At 64.1% G+C, this 18,098-nt stretch carries 17 protein-coding genes; 7 read left to right on the forward strand and 10 right to left on the reverse strand.

Features of this window, described 5'->3' with window-relative positions; translation table 11 throughout:
• Positions 1-239 precede the first annotated feature (239 nt).
• The 3 genes from ABM562_RS19220 to ABM562_RS19230 form a co-directional block, all read right to left on the reverse strand.
• The gene (locus tag ABM562_RS19220; protein WP_460422962.1) at positions 240-1,505 is read right to left on the reverse strand and encodes a DUF4303 domain-containing protein; all 1,266 of its coding nucleotides are present in this window, start codon (positions 1,503-1,505) and stop codon (positions 240-242) included.
• Between the two features lie 3 nt (positions 1,506-1,508).
• Positions 1,509-1,694 carry a hypothetical protein gene (locus ABM562_RS19225; protein WP_346616824.1) on the reverse strand — a complete coding sequence of 62 codons (186 nt, stop codon included), beginning with the start codon at positions 1,692-1,694 and terminating at the stop codon, positions 1,509-1,511.
• A gap of 84 nt (positions 1,695-1,778) precedes the next feature.
• On the reverse strand, positions 1,779-2,948 hold the full coding sequence (locus ABM562_RS19230) for a PAS domain-containing sensor histidine kinase (protein ID WP_134062862.1): 1,170 nt from the start codon (positions 2,946-2,948) through the stop codon (positions 1,779-1,781).
• A gap of 248 nt (positions 2,949-3,196) precedes the next feature.
• Here ABM562_RS19230 and ABM562_RS19235 point away from each other — a divergent pair, with 248 nt between their 5' ends.
• Together ABM562_RS19235 and ABM562_RS19240 are read left to right on the forward strand one after the other, a co-directional pair.
• The gene (locus ABM562_RS19235; RefSeq protein WP_115087593.1) at positions 3,197-3,442 is read left to right on the forward strand and encodes a hypothetical protein; all 246 of its coding nucleotides are present in this window, start codon (positions 3,197-3,199) and stop codon (positions 3,440-3,442) included.
• 47 nt (positions 3,443-3,489) lie between these two features.
• A complete protein-coding gene (locus tag ABM562_RS19240; RefSeq protein WP_115087592.1) occupies positions 3,490-3,906 on the forward strand; it encodes a glycine zipper domain-containing protein in 417 nt (138 codons plus the stop codon).
• A 126-nt stretch (positions 3,907-4,032) separates the two neighbouring features.
• On the opposite strand, the gene ABM562_RS19245 is transcribed toward ABM562_RS19240, so the two are convergent.
• Positions 4,033-4,761, reverse strand: a complete 729-nt coding sequence (locus tag ABM562_RS19245) for an aspartate/glutamate racemase family protein (protein ID WP_115087591.1) — start codon at positions 4,759-4,761, stop codon at positions 4,033-4,035.
• A 22-nt stretch (positions 4,762-4,783) separates the two neighbouring features.
• Positions 4,784-6,301, reverse strand: coding sequence for an NCS1 family nucleobase:cation symporter-1 (locus ABM562_RS19250; protein WP_460422965.1), 1,518 nt, complete (start codon positions 6,299-6,301; stop codon positions 4,784-4,786).
• Between the two features lie 582 nt (positions 6,302-6,883).
• On the opposite strand from ABM562_RS19250, the gene ABM562_RS19255 reads away from it, so the two are divergent.
• From ABM562_RS19255 to ABM562_RS19265, 3 genes are all read left to right on the forward strand, one after another.
• Entirely contained in the window at positions 6,884-7,570 is a 687-nt protein-coding gene (locus ABM562_RS19255) for a GntR family transcriptional regulator (RefSeq protein ID WP_115087589.1), read from the forward strand.
• 120 nt (positions 7,571-7,690) lie between these two features.
• Positions 7,691-8,890, forward strand: a complete 1,200-nt coding sequence (locus tag ABM562_RS19260; protein ID WP_233673723.1) for an amidohydrolase family protein — start codon at positions 7,691-7,693, stop codon at positions 8,888-8,890.
• Between the two features lie 107 nt (positions 8,891-8,997).
• Positions 8,998-9,834, forward strand: coding sequence for a bifunctional allantoicase/(S)-ureidoglycine aminohydrolase (locus ABM562_RS19265; protein ID WP_010225345.1), 837 nt, complete (start codon positions 8,998-9,000; stop codon positions 9,832-9,834).
• A 71-nt stretch (positions 9,835-9,905) separates the two neighbouring features.
• On the opposite strand, the gene ABM562_RS19270 is transcribed toward ABM562_RS19265, so the two are convergent.
• The 4 genes from ABM562_RS19270 to ABM562_RS19285 form a co-directional block, all read right to left on the reverse strand.
• Positions 9,906-10,739, reverse strand: a complete 834-nt coding sequence (locus ABM562_RS19270; protein WP_134062870.1) for a 5'-nucleotidase, lipoprotein e(P4) family — start codon at positions 10,737-10,739, stop codon at positions 9,906-9,908.
• 132 nt (positions 10,740-10,871) lie between these two features.
• Complete coding sequence (locus ABM562_RS19275; RefSeq protein ID WP_233673816.1) at positions 10,872-11,924, reverse strand: extracellular solute-binding protein; 1,053 nt, start codon at positions 11,922-11,924, stop codon at positions 10,872-10,874.
• A 41-nt stretch (positions 11,925-11,965) separates the two neighbouring features.
• Positions 11,966-13,078 (reverse strand): agmatine deiminase, encoded by a 1,113-nt coding sequence (gene aguA, locus ABM562_RS19280; protein ID WP_115087585.1) that lies wholly within the window; start codon positions 13,076-13,078, stop codon positions 11,966-11,968.
• A gap of 93 nt (positions 13,079-13,171) precedes the next feature.
• Positions 13,172-14,059: a LysR substrate-binding domain-containing protein gene (locus ABM562_RS19285; RefSeq protein WP_134062874.1), complete on the reverse strand. Its 888-nt coding sequence runs from the start codon at positions 14,057-14,059 to the stop codon at positions 13,172-13,174.
• 155 nt (positions 14,060-14,214) lie between these two features.
• Between ABM562_RS19285 and ABM562_RS19290 the strand changes: the two genes are divergently transcribed.
• The gene (locus tag ABM562_RS19290; protein ID WP_460422968.1) at positions 14,215-15,408 is read left to right on the forward strand and encodes a GGDEF domain-containing protein; all 1,194 of its coding nucleotides are present in this window, start codon (positions 14,215-14,217) and stop codon (positions 15,406-15,408) included.
• Here ABM562_RS19290 and ABM562_RS19295 read toward each other — a convergent pair.
• Positions 15,368-16,288 (reverse strand): LysR family transcriptional regulator, encoded by a 921-nt coding sequence (locus ABM562_RS19295; RefSeq protein ID WP_460422970.1) that lies wholly within the window; start codon positions 16,286-16,288, stop codon positions 15,368-15,370. The genes ABM562_RS19290 and ABM562_RS19295 overlap by 41 nt on opposite strands.
• 106 nt (positions 16,289-16,394) lie before the next feature.
• On the opposite strand from ABM562_RS19295, the gene ABM562_RS19300 reads away from it, so the two are divergent.
• Complete coding sequence (locus ABM562_RS19300; RefSeq protein ID WP_134062880.1) at positions 16,395-18,074, forward strand: amidohydrolase; 1,680 nt, start codon at positions 16,395-16,397, stop codon at positions 18,072-18,074.
• Positions 18,075-18,098: the final 24 nt, after the last annotated feature.

Below are 18,098 nucleotides of genomic sequence, written 5' to 3' on the forward strand. Positions count from 1 at the left end.
CATGAACCTAAACCGGTGTCCAAAATCTGTTGACCAGTTCAAGCCAGCTCCCACAATAGATCTGCATGCACCGAACCTGTGGGAGCTGGACTTGCCAGCGATCGAGCGCGAAGCGGTCGCAACCCAGACACCACCTTATGTGCCGGCTGCACTGGCCTCATCGCGGGTCAAGCCCGCTCCCACAGTGGAGCTGTGTCCGCTGGACCAGTGGCTGCCAAGACAAAGGCAGGTTGCCCGTCTCAGCGTTGCAGCGACTCCAGGGTCAAGCCAGCCAGGTAGGCCACCTTCGGGTCAGCATCATTGAGGCATTCGCGTAGCGCGGCCAGGGCCGGGGCCAGTTTGCGCTTGCCCAGCCGACGGTTGTCGAGCACGCAGGCGGCATGGCGGCGAATGGCGACATGCTCAGACGCCAGGCCGCGCACCGCTTCCTCGATATCGCCGTTGCTGAGGGTGCAAAAACTGGAGCCCGGTTTGATCGTCTCCTCGGCGTCCGCTGCGCACTGCGGATAACGCTGCAACAGGGTTTCAAGCGGACGGTAATCCAGTACCCCTGGCTGCGCACCCTGATCGCGAAACGCCCTGAGACTGGCGCAGCAGCCAACCACCGAAAAGCCCGTCAGCCGGGTATCTGCCGCCTGCGCCAGCAACCAGTCAAAATCGCCCAGATAACCCAACGCGTTGGCACTCCACCTGCGCGTGCTCGGCTCTGTGCCGTTGACCACTTGCAGACGCAACGCTTCGATTGCCGCCGCCTCGGCCACCCCGGCAAGGCCCAGGATCATCGCCGCCCGCCAGCGCTCCGGGCCCTTTTGCAGCAGGTGCACCAACGCAGCCGTTGCGCTGCGGCCACGGCCAATCAGCCAGCGGCTGGCCTCCTCACCATCGATAGGCTGAGGACGCGAGAGGCAGCTCAGGTAGTAGTTCACCTGCTGGTCGTCTGCCAGCGCGGCAACGCGCCGACGCTCCTGTTCGGTGGCATCCTGCTCGGGAAAATGGTGCAGGAACTGACGTGGCGACAGGCTTTTGGCCGCCAGCTCCGGTCCGCCGTATTCATCATGGAAAAACACAATGAAGTCCTTGGCCACCCGTGGATCTTTAGCGTAAATGCGGTTCAGGGCCTTGGCGGCGCGCGCCACCGTCCTCAGAAAGCGCTGCTCGGTCGCCGCCCAGGCATCCGGCCCGGCACGATTGGCATAAGCTTGCAGCGGCGCCTCCAGGGCACTGAGGGCAGCGTTGGCGTAATCGTCCAGCAACCAGTCCCAACGCCAGTCCGCCGGGTTCCACTGCACGCCCCAGAAGCCTTCCTGCTTGCGCCGGGGATGATCCTCATCCAGCGCCGCCAGGCTGTTGGCCGCAAACGACGGCAGGTCGATGACCCGTTCCTCTTCACGGTAGCTGGCATGAAAGGCCGCGCCATACAGCGGCTCGACACCGTCGTCGAGCAGCGCCTCAAGGGTGGCCCGTGCCGAGTCGACCAGGCTGTTTTCCAGGGTTTTCCAGTCCATGCTTCAGCGCACCACCCGCGCCGCTCGTTGCGGGCGCAGAAAATAGCCCATGAAAAACGCGATCATCACCAGCATCGCGCCCAGATCGGTGTTGCCGCCAGGCCCGACGAACTGGAACAGCCCGGTGCCCATGACAATGCCAGAGGTGATGCACAGGGCAAACCACACGGCTTTCTTGAGAAACTTCACGATCGACATCCCTGCCAGAAAAAACAAAAACCCGACCGAGGTCAGGCTTGAAGGCGGCCAACTTGGCCCAGATGCGGGCGCCTGTCAACTTCGCGGAAACGTCACGGTAAAGGTGGTGCCCGCCTGCGCGGATGAACTGACCACCACCTCGCCACCATGGGCACGGACGATCTCGCGCACGATGAACAACCCCAATCCGACGCTGCGCAGCTCGGCATTGTCATGGCTGCCGCGGATCATCGGCTCGAACAGGTTATCCAGCAGCTCCGGCGGAATCGGCGTGCCGTGGTTGTGCACCGACAGCAACACCCGGTCGTCCTCGAAGCTCGAACTGACACTGACCTCGCTGCCCGGCGCGCCGTAGGCCATGGCGTTGGCCACCAGGTTGCCGACCAACTGGTAGAGCCGATCACTGTCGGCGATGAACTCGCCGTCACCCAGCGCCTGATGAATCAGCCGATGGCCGGGAAACACCAGGCGTAGTTCTTCCAGGCACTGGCCGATCAGCGCGTGCAGGCGCACGGGCTGCACGCTCACGGCGATACCGCGCCCGACCTGCACCAGGGTGAAATCGAGCAAATCAGCCACCAACCGTTGCGCCCGGTCCGCCGAATGGGTGATATGGCCCAGCACCTGGGTCTGCTTGGCATCCAGCAGGCCACGCCCGAGCAGGTCTGCCGCCATCTTGATCGCCGCCAGGGGGTTGCGCAGGTCGTGGCTGACGATGCCGACCATTTGCTCGGCAAACAACGCGCGGTTCTCGGTCGCGGCATGAATGACGCGCAACTTGCCCTGGGCGATGTCCAGGGCACGCCGGGTTTTCAGGTGTTTGGCCAGGTGCTGTTCGGCAAGCATGCGCGCGTTGAGCAGCGCCCGCTCGTAGCGCGGGCGGCCTTCGGCCCTGAACAGCGCCAGTTCATGAAAGACGCCACTGTCGTGCTCGCAACTGATGGCGCTGAGCATCATCGGCAAGGTGTAGCCATCATGGTGCATCAGGTCGAATTTGACATCGACCACCGAGCCCTGGATTTGCAGCAACGGCAGCCAGTAGGCCTGGTGAAAGGTGCGCGCATCCAGGCTCATCAGGCTTTGAATGGGGCGGCCCAGCAGTTCGTCGCGGTGATAGCCGATCCAGCGGCAGAAGGTCAGGTTGACCCGCTCGATCTGACCGTTTTCGGCGGTCAGCAATAAACCGCAATCAGCATCGTCGAAGAGGATCTGCGACGCAGGGAGCGGCTCATTCTCTGCAGGCATGGCGGCACCGACCCGGGGCGGGATGTGGTAGGCAAGACGGGTAAATCGAAAAAATTATAGACCCTGCCCGCCCTTAACGACGGCTTAACCGGCCAGGTTTTATCCTGAGCGTCCTCCCTTCAGAACGTTTGGCCCACTCCGGTGGGCCTTTTTTGTTGCCGCAAATTACAACGCCAACGGAAACAAAATCCCGGAAACACAGTCTGAGCTAATACCTTCCCTACCGCTCTGCGGATCAAGGACCCTCAGTGCTGAAACAGCTGACGCAAATCGCCGTGATCGCCAGCGTACTGGCCGCCTCTGGCTGCTACTACCACGATTACGACCGCGACGATTACCGCCGTGGCGACCGTGACCATCGTTACTCCCGCGACTGGGATGACCGCGACGATCACGACCATCGCAAGTACAAGCGCTACCGCGATGACGACCGCTACCGCAACTACGACCACGACCGCCGTCGCGACCGTGACGACGATGATGATGACGATTGATTTACCCTGCTGCTCCCCTAACCCCCGTATTTCTTGAGGCTAACAACATGCGTATCTCATTACCTGCATTGACGCTGGGTATCCTGCTCTCCCAGGGCGCCATGGCTGCCGGGGATGGTACTGCCGCCATTGGCGGTGGCCTCGGCGGGGCGTTGGGTAACGTGGTCGGTCAGCAGATCGGCGGCAGCACCGGTGCAGCCATTGGCGCGGGTGTTGGCGGCGCAGCTGGCAGCGCCGTCGGTGCGCGCAAGGGCAACCGTACCGAGGCCGCGATTGGCGGCGGCCTGGGGTCGGCGGGTGGCTCGGTGATCGGCAACCAGCTCGGCGGTCGTACCGGCTCGACCATCGGCGCCGGCCTGGGTGGCGCGGCCGGTGGTGCCCTGGGCAACAACATCGCCGACGATAACCGTCACGATTCCGGTGGGCATAAACACAAGCACAAGCGTAAGCACAAACACCGCTGAATGAAAAAGCCGACCGCTGCGCGGTCGATCGCTGGCAAGGCCAGCTCCCACAGAGTCCCCATGACGCCAGCCTCTGTGGGAGCCGGCCTTGCCGGCGATAAGGCCGCCGCGGACGGCAAAGTCAATTCACCCCAACAACGCCCGAGGCCACCCCAGAATCTGCTTCTGCCGCGGCGGCGCATAAGTGCGCACCTTCGACGTACTCAACTTCAAGCGCACCAACGACTCCGCCAACGCCACCGCCGCCGTCACCCCGTCCACCACCGGCACCCCGGTGCGCGCCTGGATCCGTTCCTCCAGCCCGACCATGCCGCCACAGCCCAGGCAAATGACCTCGGCCTTGTCGAACTGCACGGCCTCCTCGGCTTCACGCACCACTGACTCGATGGCCCGCTCCGGGTCTTCTTCCAGCTCCAGCACCGCCAGGCCACTGGCACGCACCGAAGCGCAACGGCTGTCCAGCCCGGCCAGCTTCAGGCGGTCTTCGATCAGCGGCACGGTGCGATCCAGGGTGGTCACCACCGAATAGCGATGGCCCAGCAACATGGCGAGGCTGGCCGCCGCCTCGGTGATGTCCACCACCGGCACATTGAGCAACTCCTGCAAGCCTTCGCGCCCGTGCTCGCCGTACCCGGCCTGGATCACCGCATCGAACGGCTGGTCATAACTGAGCACCCGCTCCATCACCGCCACTGCCGCCAGGTAACTCTCGAAATTACCCTCCACCGATTCTGCGCCAAAGCGCGGGGTCAGGCCGACGATCTCGGTGCCTGGCGAAGCCACGCTGCGCGCCTGGCGGGCGATGGCGTCGGTGATCGACACCGTGGTGTTGACGTTTACGACCAAAATTCTCATTGCGGTATTCCTTGTGCAGAACTCAGTGCTGGGCGCTGTCGACGGCAAAGTGCTCGCCGGAACAGTCCACGTAGTGTTTGTTGCGATCGGAGATCAGGTAGTACACGCCGCCGGCAATGGCGGCGCCGAAGAACCAGGAGAACGGCGTCAGGGCGCTGAAGGCCGGCACCAGCGACAGCACCACGGCGGCAATGGCCGAGGGCACCAGGGCGGCCACCGCCTTGTAGTTGACCCCGCGGGTGTAGTGGTAGGTGCCGCAGGCCGCTTCGCTGTAGAGGTCGGGCACATGCACCTGGGCTTTGCGGATCAACCAGTAGTCGACCATGATGATCCCGTACAGCGGCCCCAGCAGCGCGCCCAGGCCGGAGAGGAAATAAACGATCACCAACGGGCTGTTGTAGAGGTTCCAGGGCAGGATCAGCACCGCCAGGGTGGCGCTGATCAATCCTGCGCGGCGAAAGTTCAGGCGGCTCGGCGCCAGGCTCGACAACACGAACGCAGGCGCAACGAAATTGGCCATGATGTTCACCGCCACGGTGACGATCAGAAAGGCCAGGCAACCGAGCACCAGGAAGGTCTTGTCGGGGATCGCGGCAACGATCTGGGTCGGGCTGTCGATCACCCGGCCATCGATGCTGAACTGCGCCCCGGCCAGCACGAAGCTGATCACCGCAAACACCAGGATATTCACCGGCAGGCCCCAGAAGTTACCGATGCGGATGGTCTTGCGGCACGGTGCCGAACGGGCGAAGTCGCAGAAGTTGAGGATCAGCGTGCCGTAGATCGCCAGCCACAGCGCGCCACCGGCAAACACCTGGGTCCACATCGCCCACCCGGTCAGCGGCTCGCCGACCGACCAGGCCAGCTGGCCGTCGACCCGCAGGTACATCCACACCGCCAGGATCAGCACGGTGGAAAGAATCACCGGCCCGGCGAAAGATTCGTACTTGCGCACCATCTCCATGCCGAAGGTGAGGATCACCAGCTGCACCAGCCAGATGGCGATAAAACTCGCCCAGCCGAGGCTGGACAGGCCGAGGATCGCGTCATGGTCGAAGCGTGCCAGGTCGGGCGACACCGCCACCAGCAGCACCCGCAACACCACCGAGGCCAGGTAGGTCTGGATGCCGAACCAGGCGATGGCGATCACTGCGCGGATGATCGCCGGCAACTGCGCACCGTAGATGCCGAAACTCATGCGGCTGATCACCGGGAACGGCACCCCGGTTTTCTGCCCCATGTAACCCGAGAGGTTCATGAAGAAGTACACCAGCACGGCACCGATGCTCAGTGCCGCGAGCATCTGCCAGCCGGACAGGCCGAGGGCGAACAGGCCCATGGCGAAGGAATAGTTGGCGATGTTGTGCACATCGTTGGTCCACAAGGCAAAAATGCTGTAACCGCCCCAGCGCCGGCCTTCAGCCTTGGTCGGCGCAAGGTCGGCGTTGTGCAGCCGGGGGCTCAGGGCCCCCGGCTCGACCGGCGCGGCCTGCGGTGGCAGGTAGGAGGTTTGCAGCGGGTTGGAAGTATCCAATTGCATGTTCCCCGGGCTCCTTCTGCAGCGCCTGAATGCAGGTGCTGCAGCGAATTATTGTTGGATTTGAAGAGTGGGACCGCAGTGTTGGCGCTGCCCTGCGCCGATGAATACAAATATTGCATACAATTTTTGTCTAACGATTTTCGACGAACAATATGTGTGCCAGATGGCAGGTAGCGGCCAACCTGCCGGCCGCGTTGCAGGCATTTATCCATTTGATTTTTATCCGGTAAATTTTTTTGCGGGGTTACTGAAAGGCTGATTAAGCTGACCAAACGGTCAAACGCCAGAGGGAGAAAATTGAGAAATCAGGTAACGAGGAAGGAAACATGTATCCACTTGAACGCTACTCAAGTACACACAACCAGCAATATATGTACCCACTCAACACTGTAGGAGCGGGCTTGACCCGCGATGAAGCCAGTACATTCAGCACATCAGGTTTTGCCTGAACCAATCGCCGGCAAGGCCGGCTCCCACAGGATTGGGTGCAAGCAGCTCCCACAGGTTCATCTGCCACACAGTGGTGCACAGCAGCCCACATTTACGGCATGCTTATAAGGTCAAGGCATATCGGAGCTGGTAATGACGGAAAAACACCCCGCATCGACGGTAGAGCGCGTCTACCAAGGGGTTCACGAGGCCATCAGAAAACGCACCCTGCGCCCCGGCATGAAGCTGGGCGAGTCGTCGTTGGCCGAGCTGTTCAAGGTCAGCCGCACCTCGGTGCGCGCAGCGCTCAAGCAACTGGAAGCCGACGGCCTGGTGTCCACCGAACTGAACAAGGGCGCCTGGGTATCACTGCCCAGCGACGATGACATCCGCTCGGTGTTCGAAACCCGTCGGCTGATCGAAATCGGCATCGTCACCGAGCTGTGCCGACGCGCCGACCCCGACATCCTCGCACCGCTGCACCAGCATGTTGCCGAAGAAGAAGCCGCCGCCGACGCTGGCGACCATGGGCGCTACGTCAACCTGCTCGGCGAGTTCCACCTGCGCCTGGCCGAAGTGCTCGACAACCCGGTGCTGCTCGACTGGTTCCGCAAGCTGATCGAACGTGGCTCGCTGTACGCCTCGACCCTGGATGACGAGCGCCATGAGGCCTGCCGCGGCAACGAGCACCTGCGCCTGCTGGGCTTCATCGAAGCCGGTGACCAGGCCGCGGCCATCGAGCTGGTGTGCACTCACCTGCGCGGCATCGAAGAGGCGATTCTCAAGGCCACGCAAACGCTCAAGGCCGACTATCACCCGCTCAAGCACCTGCTGGGCTGAATCAGCGCCAGGCCAGGGTTCGCATTCAGAAATCCACTGCAACCGATTCCAATATTTAATTTGTGGATAGGTACGGTCTTTCTATAGGGTGTGAATCAGTAGTAGGCAAAGGGCTGTGAAATGATCGATCGTGTATTCGTCAACGCTGTTGCTGCCGATGGCAGCCCGCTCAACCTCGCGGTTGCCGACGGGCGCATTGTCAGCCTGGGCCGCGAACGTCCGGCCAGCGCAGGCGCCGAGGTCATCGACCTGGCAGGACACCTGGTGCTGCCCGGTTTGGTTGACGGTCACATCCATCTGGACAAGAGCTTTGTCGGCGACCGCTGGCACCCGCATCAAGCGGTCAGCAGCCTGCGTGAACGCCTGGCCATCGAAAAGCGTGAACTGGCCGCTGCCCCGCCGATGCTCGAGCGTGCCGAGGCACTGATCCGCCAGGCGGTGTCGTTCGGCACCGTGGCCATGCGCAGCCATGTCGACGTCGACGCCACCACCGGCCTGCGCAACCTGCAAGCGGTACTGGAGGCGCGCGAGAAATGGCGCGGCATCGTCGATATCGAGCTGGTGGCGTTCCCGCAAGCCGGTGTGATGTCCTGCCCAGGCACCGCCGATGTGCTCGATGCGGCGATCCGTGAAGGCGCCGACGTGATTGGCGGTATCGACCCCACCACCCTCGACGGCGACGCCGACGGTCAGCTTGATGTGGTCTTCGGCATTGCCGAGCGCCATGCTGTAAAGATTGATATCCACCTGCACGAGCCCGGCCTGCAAGGCATCGAACAGCTGCAACGGATCGCCGCCCGCACCCGCGCCGCCGGTCTCAATGGCCGGGTCGCAGTCAGCCATGCCTATGCCCTGGGCCAGGTCGACGACGAGGTAGTGGCGCGCACCGCCGCCACCCTCGCCGACGCCGGGGTGGCAATCATGACCAACGCCCCGGGCGATCATGGCTTCCCGCCGATTTTGCGCCTGCGCGCCGCCGGGGTGAACGTGTTCGCCGGCAACGACAATATCCGCGATGCCTGGTGGCCCTACGGCAACGCCGACATGCTCCAGCGCGCCATGCTGATCGGCTACCGCTCGGGCTTCTACAGTGATGAAGAATTGAATGTGGCACTGACCATGGCCACCACGGCCGGCGCAGCAGTGCTGGGCAAAAGCGACTACGGTCTGAAGGTCGGCAACGAGGCGACCTTCATCGTGCTCAAGGCCGACAACGGCGCCGCCGCGGTCGCCGCCGCGCCGGCCGAGCGGCGCCTGGTACGCCGCGGCCAGCTGATTGCACCCGCGCCGGCGCTGCACTTCGAGGTGCGCAGCGGCTGACCCAACACATTTCTGCCGGCTTGCGCCGCAGAGAAAGATAATCGCCCAGGGCAACACCCGGGCGATGCAACACAAAACCCCAGAACAACAACGACAGAAGGTGTTCCATGTCGAAGTCCAATTACTACGCTCCCCACGGCGGCCATCCGGCGCAGACCGAACTGCTGACCGACCGTGCCATGTTCACCGAGGCCTACGCGGTCATCCCCAAAGGCGTGATGCGTGACATCGTCACCAGCCACCTGCCGTTCTGGGACAAGATGCGCATGTGGGTCATCGCCCGCCCGCTGACCGGTTTCTCCGAGACCTTCTCGCAGTACATCGTCGAAGTGGCGCCGGAAGGCGGCAGCGAGCGTCCTGAACTGGACAAGAACGCCGAAGCGGTACTGTTCGTGGTCGAAGGCGAAATCGACATCACCCTGCAGGGCAAGCCATACACCCTGAAAGAAGGCGGCTACGCCTTCATTCCACCGGCCGCCGAGTGGAGCCTGCGCAACAACAGCGCCAAGAACGTCACCTTCCACTGGATCCGCAAGCACTACCAGGTGGTTGAAGGCCTGGCCCTGCCGGAAGCGTTCGTCACCAACGAAAAAGACATCGCGCCGATCCCGATGCCGGGCACCGATGGCGCCTGGGTCACCACCCGCTTCGTCGACATGGCCGACATGCGTCACGACATGCACGTCAACATCGTCACCTTCCAGCCGGGCGGCGTGATTCCGTTCGCTGAAACCCACGTCATGGAACACGGCCTGTACGTGCTGGAAGGTAAAGCCGTTTATCGCCTGAACCAGGACTGGGTCGAGGTGGAAGCCGGCGACTTCATGTGGCTGCGCGCCTTCTGCCCGCAAGCTTGCTACTCCGGCGGCCCGGGCCCGTTCCGCTACCTGCTGTACAAAGATGTAAACCGTCACATGAACCTGGTGCTCAACCCACAGCGCTAAGTTTCACGGTTGCATGAAAAATCCCGCAGGCCACACGGCCTGCGGGACTTTTTGTTTATGGCGTCGGTGAATCAGCTGGCCGGTTTCCAGGCGCCCTGCTCTGCTGCCTCGCGGAATTTCGCCCGGTTGGCCGGAGTATCGGCGGGCTCCGACTCGCCAAAAATGGCCTTGAGCCAATGGCCGTCGGTGGGGTTGGGGAAGATGATGTACTGGCCACCGAACTTGCTGCGGCTGGCGTCTACCAGCTGGGCACGCTGGTCGACGTTGTCGACATAGAAGCTGCGCTCGAAATCGTTGAGGTTGTCACCGAGCATCAGCAGCACGTTGTACTGCTCGGCGATCTTGTGCTGGGCCGGCTCCTTGTTCGAGCTTTCGCGCAGGATGGTCACGTGGGCTTCGTCGGCGTACGGCACCTTGAGCGCGCGCAGGTTGTTGAGCGCGTACTCGTAAGTCTTGTCGCCCTGGTCGCGGCTCGAGACGTAGAAGATCTCCACGCCACGGGACTTGGCGTAGTCAAGAAACTCCAGCGCCCCCGGGGTCAGGGTCGGGCCATTGGCGGCGACCCAGCGGTCCCACACCGCATCATCGAAAAACTCCTTGTCCTGGCCGATCAGAAAGCCCCAGTAGGTGTTGCTGCTGAGGATGGTGTCGTCGATATCGCTGATGATCGCAGGCTTCTTGTCGCCCGGCTTCTGGTTGGCCAGGGCCTGGTCCAGACGCGCCTTGGCGACGTTGAAACCCTGGTAGTACAGCGCGCGGAATTCCGCCGCGGTCTGGCGCCAGGCCACCGCATCGACCAGCAGGTTGGAGCGTACGGCGGCTTCGGGGTTGGCGGTCTGTGCATGGACCAGGGGCGTGGCCAGCAACAGCAAGGCCAGGGAGATCGCGTTCTTGAGCTGAGGCATTCGGGGCGTTCCTTGTGATCTCCCGCTCTTGGGCGGCGGGAGTGGGCTACTCATACCGCACGCCGGCAAGTGCCACAATCGCCGCGACGCGCGGGCGCAACAATGTGGCGCACCCGCGCATCTTGGCGTGCTTCAGGTCCCCGATTTAAGCCGGCTGAAGGCGCGGGTCAGCTCGCGGTTGAAGGCTTTGCTGTTGTCGTTCTTGCTGTACAGGCGCGCCCGCACCTCGGCGGGCGGATAGGTGCCGGGAGCGTTGCGTATCGCCGGATCGACCAGGGCATTGGCCGCAGTGATGGCATTGGCGTACTGGATATTGTCGGTGATCGGCGCGATCACCTCCGGGCGCATCAGGTAGTCCATCAAGGCCAGGGCAGCTTCCGGGTGCGGCGCGTCCTTGGGGATCACCAGGGCATCGAGCCAGATCAGCGTGCCCTCGCGGGGGATGCTGAAGGTCAGGTCGATGGCCTTGTTGGCCTGGCGCGCCTGGTTTTGGGCGATGGCGACGTTGCCGTTCCACGACATCGCCAGGCAGGTCTCTCCATTGGCCAGGTCGTTGATGTTGCGGTCGTTGTCGAAGTAGCGGATGTACGGCCGCACCTTCTGCAACAGGGCCTCGGCCTGGCGCAGGTCCTCGACGCGCTGCTGGTTGATGTCCAGGCCCAGGTAGCGCATGGCGGCGGCGAACACCTCGTTGGGGTCGTTGAGCAGGCTCACTCCGCAGCTGGCAAACTTCGACACCACCTGCGGATCAAACAGCATCGCCCAGCTGTCGGTCGGCGCCTCGGGCAGGCGCGCCGCCAAAGCCTGCTGCTGGTAACCGAAGCCGGTGGTGCCCCACGCATAGGTGCCGGCATAGCGATTGCCCGGGTCGTACACCGCCATGTGCTGGCGGAACTCCTCGCCGATGCCGGCCAGGTGCGGCAGGCGGGCTTTGTCCAGCGGCTGCAGGGCGCCGCTGCTGATCGCCCGCGACAGGTGCTGGCCGGCGGTCAGCACCAGGTCGTAGCCGCTGCGCCCGGTCAGCAGTTTGGTCTCCACGGTTTCCAGCGAGTCGAAGTGGTCGGCCACCACGCGGATACCGGTGCTTTTTTCGAAGTTGCTCAGGGTATCCGGGGCCAGGTACTCGCCCCAGATGTACAGGTTGACCGTCGGCTGCTCATTGCTGGCAGCCAGCGCCTGCGTCATACCGCACGCCAGCGCTACGGCCAGGCCACAGGCGCGCAGGCTCATGAGATTTTTGCTCCGGCGTATTGCGGCATGGTGATGCAGGCAACGTTGCCACCGCCGAGCAGAATCTCCCGCGAGTTGTCGATGCCGATGATGCGATGGCCAGGGAACAGCTCGGCCAGGGTCGCCTGGGCCACCTGGTCGTTACGGTCGCCAAACAGCGGCACGACGATCGCCGAGTTGCCGGCGTAGTAGTTGATGTACGACGCGCAGATCCTGGTCCCGGCCTGGCGCAGGTGGGTGCCGTCGACCTGGTCGAGGCCGGCGGCTTCTTCGGCGGTCCATTCCAGTACATCCGGCTGCGGCAGCTTGTGCACCTTGAGCTCGCGGCCGCGGCTGTCGCGGGTGCTGCGCAGGATGTCGTAGGCCTCCTGGTAGATTTCCCACTGCGGGTCGTCACGGTTGTCGGTCCATTGCAGCACCACTTCGCCGGGCCGTACGAAGCAGGCCAGGTCGTCGACGTGGCCGTCGGTTTCGTCGAACTTGCAGCCGCGCGGCAGCCAGATCACCTGCTCGGCGCCGAGGTAATCCTCCAGGCGGCGGGTCACTTCAGCCTTGCCCAGGTGGGCGTTGCGGTTGCGGTTGAGCAGGCACTGTTCGGTGGTCAGCAGGCTGCCCTGGCCGTCGCTCTGGATTCCGCCGAGTTCGGCAATCAGCGGCGCACGGTAGCGGTCGAGGTTCTCGATTTCGAGGATCTTCTGGGCGATCTGGTCGTCCTTGTCCCAGGGGTAGTACAGACCGCCATCCAGCCCGCCGTAGGCGTTGAACTCGAAGTCGACGCCGCGCACTTCGCCACGGGCATCGTTGACCACGAACACCGCGCCGCTGTCGCGGAACCAGGTGTCGTTGCAGGTCATTTCCACCACCCGTACCTGCGGCGGCAGCAGGCGCCGGGCGTTGGCGTACTGGGCGGCGGAGGCGCAGACGGTGACCGGCTCGCTGGAGGCGATGGCGCTGACGATCTCGACCCAGACTTTCTGCGCAGGCTTTGCGCCGTTGCGCCAGACGTCCGGGCGCTCCGGCCAGCCCAGCCAGCAACCGGCCTTGTGCTCGAATTCGCCGGGCAGGCGAAAACCATCGGCCTTGGGAGTGGTGGTAAGTGAACGCGCCATGAGCAACCTCTGCGGTGGGTGGGGATAGCTGCACGCTACGCCGCCCGGGCCAAGGCTTCCAACGATGAAATCTAAGCGATTGATGAATTCAATTCACGGTTCGGCGATCTGAGTGGTGAACCATTCTATGAAATCGGCCACCGCGCCGCGCTCCAGGCGCAGGCGTTCGCACACCAGCGCGTATTGCCCCAGCGCGGTGACGCTGGCGTTGAAAGGCCGCACCAGGCGGCCACTGACCAGGTCGGCCTGGCAGGTCAGGTTGTCGCCCATGGCCACGCCCTGGCCCAAGGCCGCCGCCTCAAGGGCCAAAGCTGCATGAGGGAAGTACAGCTGGCGCCCGGGCTGGGCATCCTCGGCGTGGGTGGCGAGCCAGGCGGTCCAGGTCTTGCCGTCCTGGTCGTCGTGCAGCAGGCAGTGGCGCACCAGGTCGCGCGGGCGCTTGAGGCCGCCGAGGTTGAACAGCCCGGGGCTGCACACCGGAAAGAACTGCAACAGCGGCAAGGGCCGGACGAAGTGGGTGCTGGCATCCACCGAACTGGTGCCGTAGGTGATCGCCAGGTCGATATCGGCGGCCGGCGCCCCGGCATCGATCGGCTGCTCGTGCAGGTGCAGGGTGATATGCGGGTAGCGGCTGCTGAAATCGGCCAGGCGCGCCACCAGCCACTTTTGCGCAAGCTCGGCGGTCACGGCCAGGCGCAGCACCGCCTGGGAGGCCGGGTCGCGCAGCTCGTCGCAGGCCTTGCCGATCAGCTCGAAGGCCTGCTGCAAATGCTGGAGCAGGCGCCCCGCCTCGCTGGTCAGGCGCACCTGGCGGCCTTCGCGGACGAACAGCGCAACGCCCAGTTGCTCTTCGAGCTGGCGAATCTGATGGCTGACGGCACTGTCGGTGACGCACAGCTCGGCGGCGGCGCGGCCGAAATGGCCATGGCGGGCGGCGCACTCGAAGGTGCGCAAGGCGGTCAGCGAAGGCAGTCTGGGCATGGGTGGTCCGCCGATTGAGGATCGGCCAGCAGCATAACCGAAGCCTGTCCTGAAGGCAGCGAGCGGCTGGCAAAGTGGCACCTGCTCGGCTAGCATGCCGCTGAAAACCGGCGCTGGCCGGTTGGCCACCCGGCCATGAGCGGAGAGCGATACCCTTGCTGCTGAGCATCCCGACCCTGTTGCTGGTGGCCATTTTCATCTTTGCCCTGATGGGCCTGCTGACCCTGCATGCCTGGAGCCGCGGCGTACGCGAGCGGACCCTCGGCTACCTGGGCAGCATGCTCCTGCTCGCCGCCTGCGGCGTGACCCTGATCAGCCTGCGCGGCCTGACCCCCGACTTTATCGCCCTGGTGCTGGGCAACATTGTCCTGCTGCTCGGCGCGGCGCTGAACTGGACCGCCATGCGTGTGTTTACCGGCCGCCCGCCGCACCTGCCGGGGATCCTGGCCGGCGCACTGTTCTGGTCGCTGTGGGGGCTGATGCCGGGTTTCTACGACGACCTGGGCCTGCGGGTGACGGTGTATTCGATGCTGGCGGCGACGTATGGCGGCCTGTCGATCTTTGAACTGTGGCGCAGCCGCCAGCAGCTTGAAGTCTCCTACCTGCCAGCGCTGCTGCTGATGCTGGTGCACACCGGTTTCTACTGCGTGCGTACCGTTGCCGACCACGGCGTGTCGCTGGACCAGGCGATCACTAGCAACGGCCGCGGCACCGGTTTCTTCTCGTTCATGCTGTTTGAGTCGATGCTCTACGCCATCGGCATCGCCTACGTGACCCTGGCCATGGTCCGCGAGCGCACCGAGCTGAAATTCAAGGCCGCCGCCTATGCCGACCCGTTGACCGGCGTCGGCAACCGCCGCGCCTTCATGTCCCGTGGCGAAAAGCTGTTGGCCGACTGCGCCCGCCGTGGCGAGCCGGTGGCTTTGCTGCTGTGCGACCTCGATCACTTCAAGCGCCTCAACGATACCCACGGCCACCAGACCGGCGACCAGGCGCTGATCGCCTTCGCCCAGGTCACCCGCAACAGCGTCCGTCAGGAGGATGTCTTCGCCCGTATCGGCGGCGAAGAGTTCGCCTGTCTGCTGGCCAATACCGACGCGCAGACGGCGCAGCAGGTGGCGCAACGCATCTGTGAAAGCTTCTACGCGCTACCGATGCTGGAACCGGGATTCCTCAGCGTCAGTATCGGCATCGTCGGCGCTAGCGGCCCTGGCGAACACGACCTTTCGCGCTTGCTGTCCAAGGCCGACAACGCCCTGTATGCCGCCAAGCACCAGGGCCGTAATCGCGTGCACCTGTACCAGCCTGCTAGATGGCTGCAGAGCGAGCAGCCTGCAGATACGCTTTAAGCGCGTCGATAAATACCCGCACCTTGCGGGTATTGCGCCGGTGCGGCAGGTACAGCACATGCACCCAGGGCCCGAACGCACTCTGGGCTCGCCACAGCCCGGCCATCAACTCCACCAGTTCGCCGCGCTCAAGGTACGGCGCAGCGCTCCAATGCGGCACGAATTGCACGCCCTGGCCTTCGAGCAGGCAGGTCAGCAGCAGGTCGTAGTTGTCGCTGGCCAGGCGCGGCACCGGCTGGCGCAGGCGAATGCTCTGCCCTTCGCTCTCCACCCACCAGAAGCTGCGGCTGAGCTGCGGGTGACGGAGGATCAGCCAGTCATGCTGGGCGTAGTTGTCCAGGGTCACGTCCATGCCCTTGCGCGCCAGGTACGCGGGGCTGGCGCAGAGCATCACGCGGTTTTCCAGCAATGGCTGGGCGATCAGCTCCGGCAGGTCGGTGGGGCCGTCGCGCAGGGCTAGGTCATAGCCGCCGTCCACCAGGTCATCGTTGTTGTCGTTGAGGTCCACCTCCAGGCGCACCTGCGGGTACTCGGCCATGAAGCGTGAGCACACCTGGCTGAGGAACGCCGGGCCGAAGGCAGGCGGTGCGGTGATGCGCAGGCTGCCGCGCAGTGCGTGCTGCAACTGGTCGACCTCTTCGCCGGCCAGCTGCAACTGCATCAGCGCCTGACGCGCGCCCTCCAGGTAGATCTGCCCGGCTTCGGTCAGGGCCATGCGTCGAGTAGTACGCTCGAACAATAGGGTACCCAGCTCGCTTTCCAGCTGGGCAATGGCCTTGGTGATGGCCGACGGGGTTTTGCCCAGGTGCTCGGCGGCGCGGCTGAAACCGCCCTGGTCCGCCGCCGCGACGAACATGGTCAGCGCGGTCATTTTATCCATTCATTTATTCCCGACAGGCACAAAAGTTATGTAAGAACCGAGCATGATCAATCCGCCAGGGCCTGGATAATCTAGCGCAACGCCAATAATAATTTAAGGCAGACCCATGAAACGGTTGCTCCCCACCCTGCTCTGCAGCGCCCTGGTTATTTCCTCAGCAGAAACTATCGCCGCCCCGGAACTGATCCTGCATGGCGGCAAGGTCTACACCGCCGTTGCCGGCCAGCCGCTGCAACAGGCCGTGGCCATCGAGAACGGCAAGATCCTCGCCGTCGGCTCCGACGCCCAGGTGCTGCGCCTGAAACAGGCCAGCACCCAGCTGATCGACCTGCAGCAGCAGGTGCTGCTGCCCGGCTTTATCGACTCTCACGCCCATGCCCTGCGCGGTGGCCTGCAGCGCCGCCAGGCCAACCTCGACGGCCAGCTACTGAGCTTCGACCAGCTTGAGCAGCGCCTGCGCAGCGCCGCCAGCGACGGCACTGCGCGACGTGGCGACATCCTCACCCTCGGCGGCCTGCCTTCGGCCTACTGGGGCCAGCTCGAGCAGTTCCAGCAGCGCTTCAACAAGGGTGAATGGGCCCGGCAACCAATCCTGCTGATCGGCTGGGACTACCACACCGGCTGGGCCAACGACGCCATGCTCGCCCGCGCCGGGATCACCACCGGTGGCAAAGACGCAGGTTTTCTCGCCGAAGGCGTGCTCTACCAGGTGATCGACCACCTGCCGCCGGTGCCCACCGAGCAACTGCTGGACGCCGGCCGCGAAGCCATCGCCTACTACCACAGCCTGGGCATTACCGCCTGGATGGACCCGACCGCCAACGATGCGCCGGGCGTGACGCTAACCAATACCTCGCTCGGCGTGCTGCCGATCTACAAGCAACTGGCCCACAACGGCGAGCTCAACCAGCACGTCGCCGCCCTGCTGGTGGCCGACTCGAAAGCCAAACCCGCCGACCTCGATGAGCTGGCCAAGGTGCGCGCGCAGTTCCAGGGCGTGCCCAACCTGAGCATTCCCGGGATCAAGGTGTTCGCCGACGGCGTGGCCGAGTTTCCGGCGCAGACCGCCGCCCTGCTTGAGCCCTACAAGAACTCGAAAAAGACCGGCGATTTGCTGATCGACCCGGCGCATTTCGGTGAACTGGTCGACGCCGCCGATGCCCGTGGCTGGCTGGTGCACGTGCATGCCATCGGCGACCGTGCCGTGCGTGAATCGCTCAATGCCTTCGAGCAGGCGCGCCAGCATCGCCAGAGCGGCGTGGCGCACTCGATCACCCACCTGCAGATGGTCAACCCGAAAGAGTTCGCCCGCTTCAAGCCGCTGGATGTGATTGCCTCGATGCAGCTGTACTGGGCCAGCGCCGATGAGCTGGCCACCGACCTGCTCCAGCCCTACGTCAGCGCCATGGCCTACCACTACCAATACCCGGCGCGCTCGCTGCTGAAAAACGGCGCGACCATCGCCGGTGCCAGCGACTGGCCGATCACCACCCCCAACCCGTGGCAAGCCATTTACCAGGCGGTCAGCCGCAAGGGCCCGAAAGGCGTGCTCAACGCCGAAGAGGCCATCGACCTCGACAGCATGCTGCGCGCCTACACCGTCAACGCCGCCCGCGCCCTGCGCCTGGAGCAGCAGATCGGCTCGCTGGAACCGGGCAAGCAGGCCGACCTGGTGCTGGTCGACCGCGACATCTTCCATGCCGATACCGAGCACCTGCGCGACACCCAGGTGCTGCAGACCTGGTTCGCCGGCAAATCCGTTTACCAGCGCGCCGCCGCGCGCTGAAGCCTTCCCCCTCTGGAGTCGCTG

Source organism: Pseudomonas sp. ZL2, from assembly GCF_054788455.1.

Coding starts and splice junctions, on each gene's coding strand:
- ABM562_RS19220 (WP_460422962.1), bottom strand. CDS start 1,505: ATGGACTGGAAAACCCTGGAAAACAGCCTGGTCGACTCGGCACGGGCC.
- ABM562_RS19230 (WP_134062862.1), bottom strand. CDS start 2,948: ATGCCTGCAGAGAATGAGCCGCTCCCTGCGTCGCAGATCCTCTTCGAC.
- ABM562_RS19240 (WP_115087592.1), top strand. CDS start 3,490: ATGCGTATCTCATTACCTGCATTGACGCTGGGTATCCTGCTCTCCCAG.
- ABM562_RS19245 (WP_115087591.1), bottom strand. CDS start 4,761: ATGAGAATTTTGGTCGTAAACGTCAACACCACGGTGTCGATCACCGAC.
- ABM562_RS19250 (WP_460422965.1), bottom strand. CDS start 6,301: ATGCAATTGGATACTTCCAACCCGCTGCAAACCTCCTACCTGCCACCG.
- ABM562_RS19255 (WP_115087589.1), top strand. CDS start 6,884: ATGACGGAAAAACACCCCGCATCGACGGTAGAGCGCGTCTACCAAGGG.
- ABM562_RS19260 (WP_233673723.1), top strand. CDS start 7,691: ATGATCGATCGTGTATTCGTCAACGCTGTTGCTGCCGATGGCAGCCCG.
- ABM562_RS19265 (WP_010225345.1), top strand. CDS start 8,998: ATGTCGAAGTCCAATTACTACGCTCCCCACGGCGGCCATCCGGCGCAG.
- ABM562_RS19270 (WP_134062870.1), bottom strand. CDS start 10,739: ATGCCTCAGCTCAAGAACGCGATCTCCCTGGCCTTGCTGTTGCTGGCC.
- ABM562_RS19275 (WP_233673816.1), bottom strand. CDS start 11,924: ATGACGCAGGCGCTGGCTGCCAGCAATGAGCAGCCGACGGTCAACCTG.
- aguA (WP_115087585.1), bottom strand. CDS start 13,078: ATGGCGCGTTCACTTACCACCACTCCCAAGGCCGATGGTTTTCGCCTG.
- ABM562_RS19285 (WP_134062874.1), bottom strand. CDS start 14,059: ATGCCCAGACTGCCTTCGCTGACCGCCTTGCGCACCTTCGAGTGCGCC.
- ABM562_RS19295 (WP_460422970.1), bottom strand. CDS start 16,288: ATGGATAAAATGACCGCGCTGACCATGTTCGTCGCGGCGGCGGACCAG.
- ABM562_RS19300 (WP_134062880.1), top strand. CDS start 16,395: ATGAAACGGTTGCTCCCCACCCTGCTCTGCAGCGCCCTGGTTATTTCC.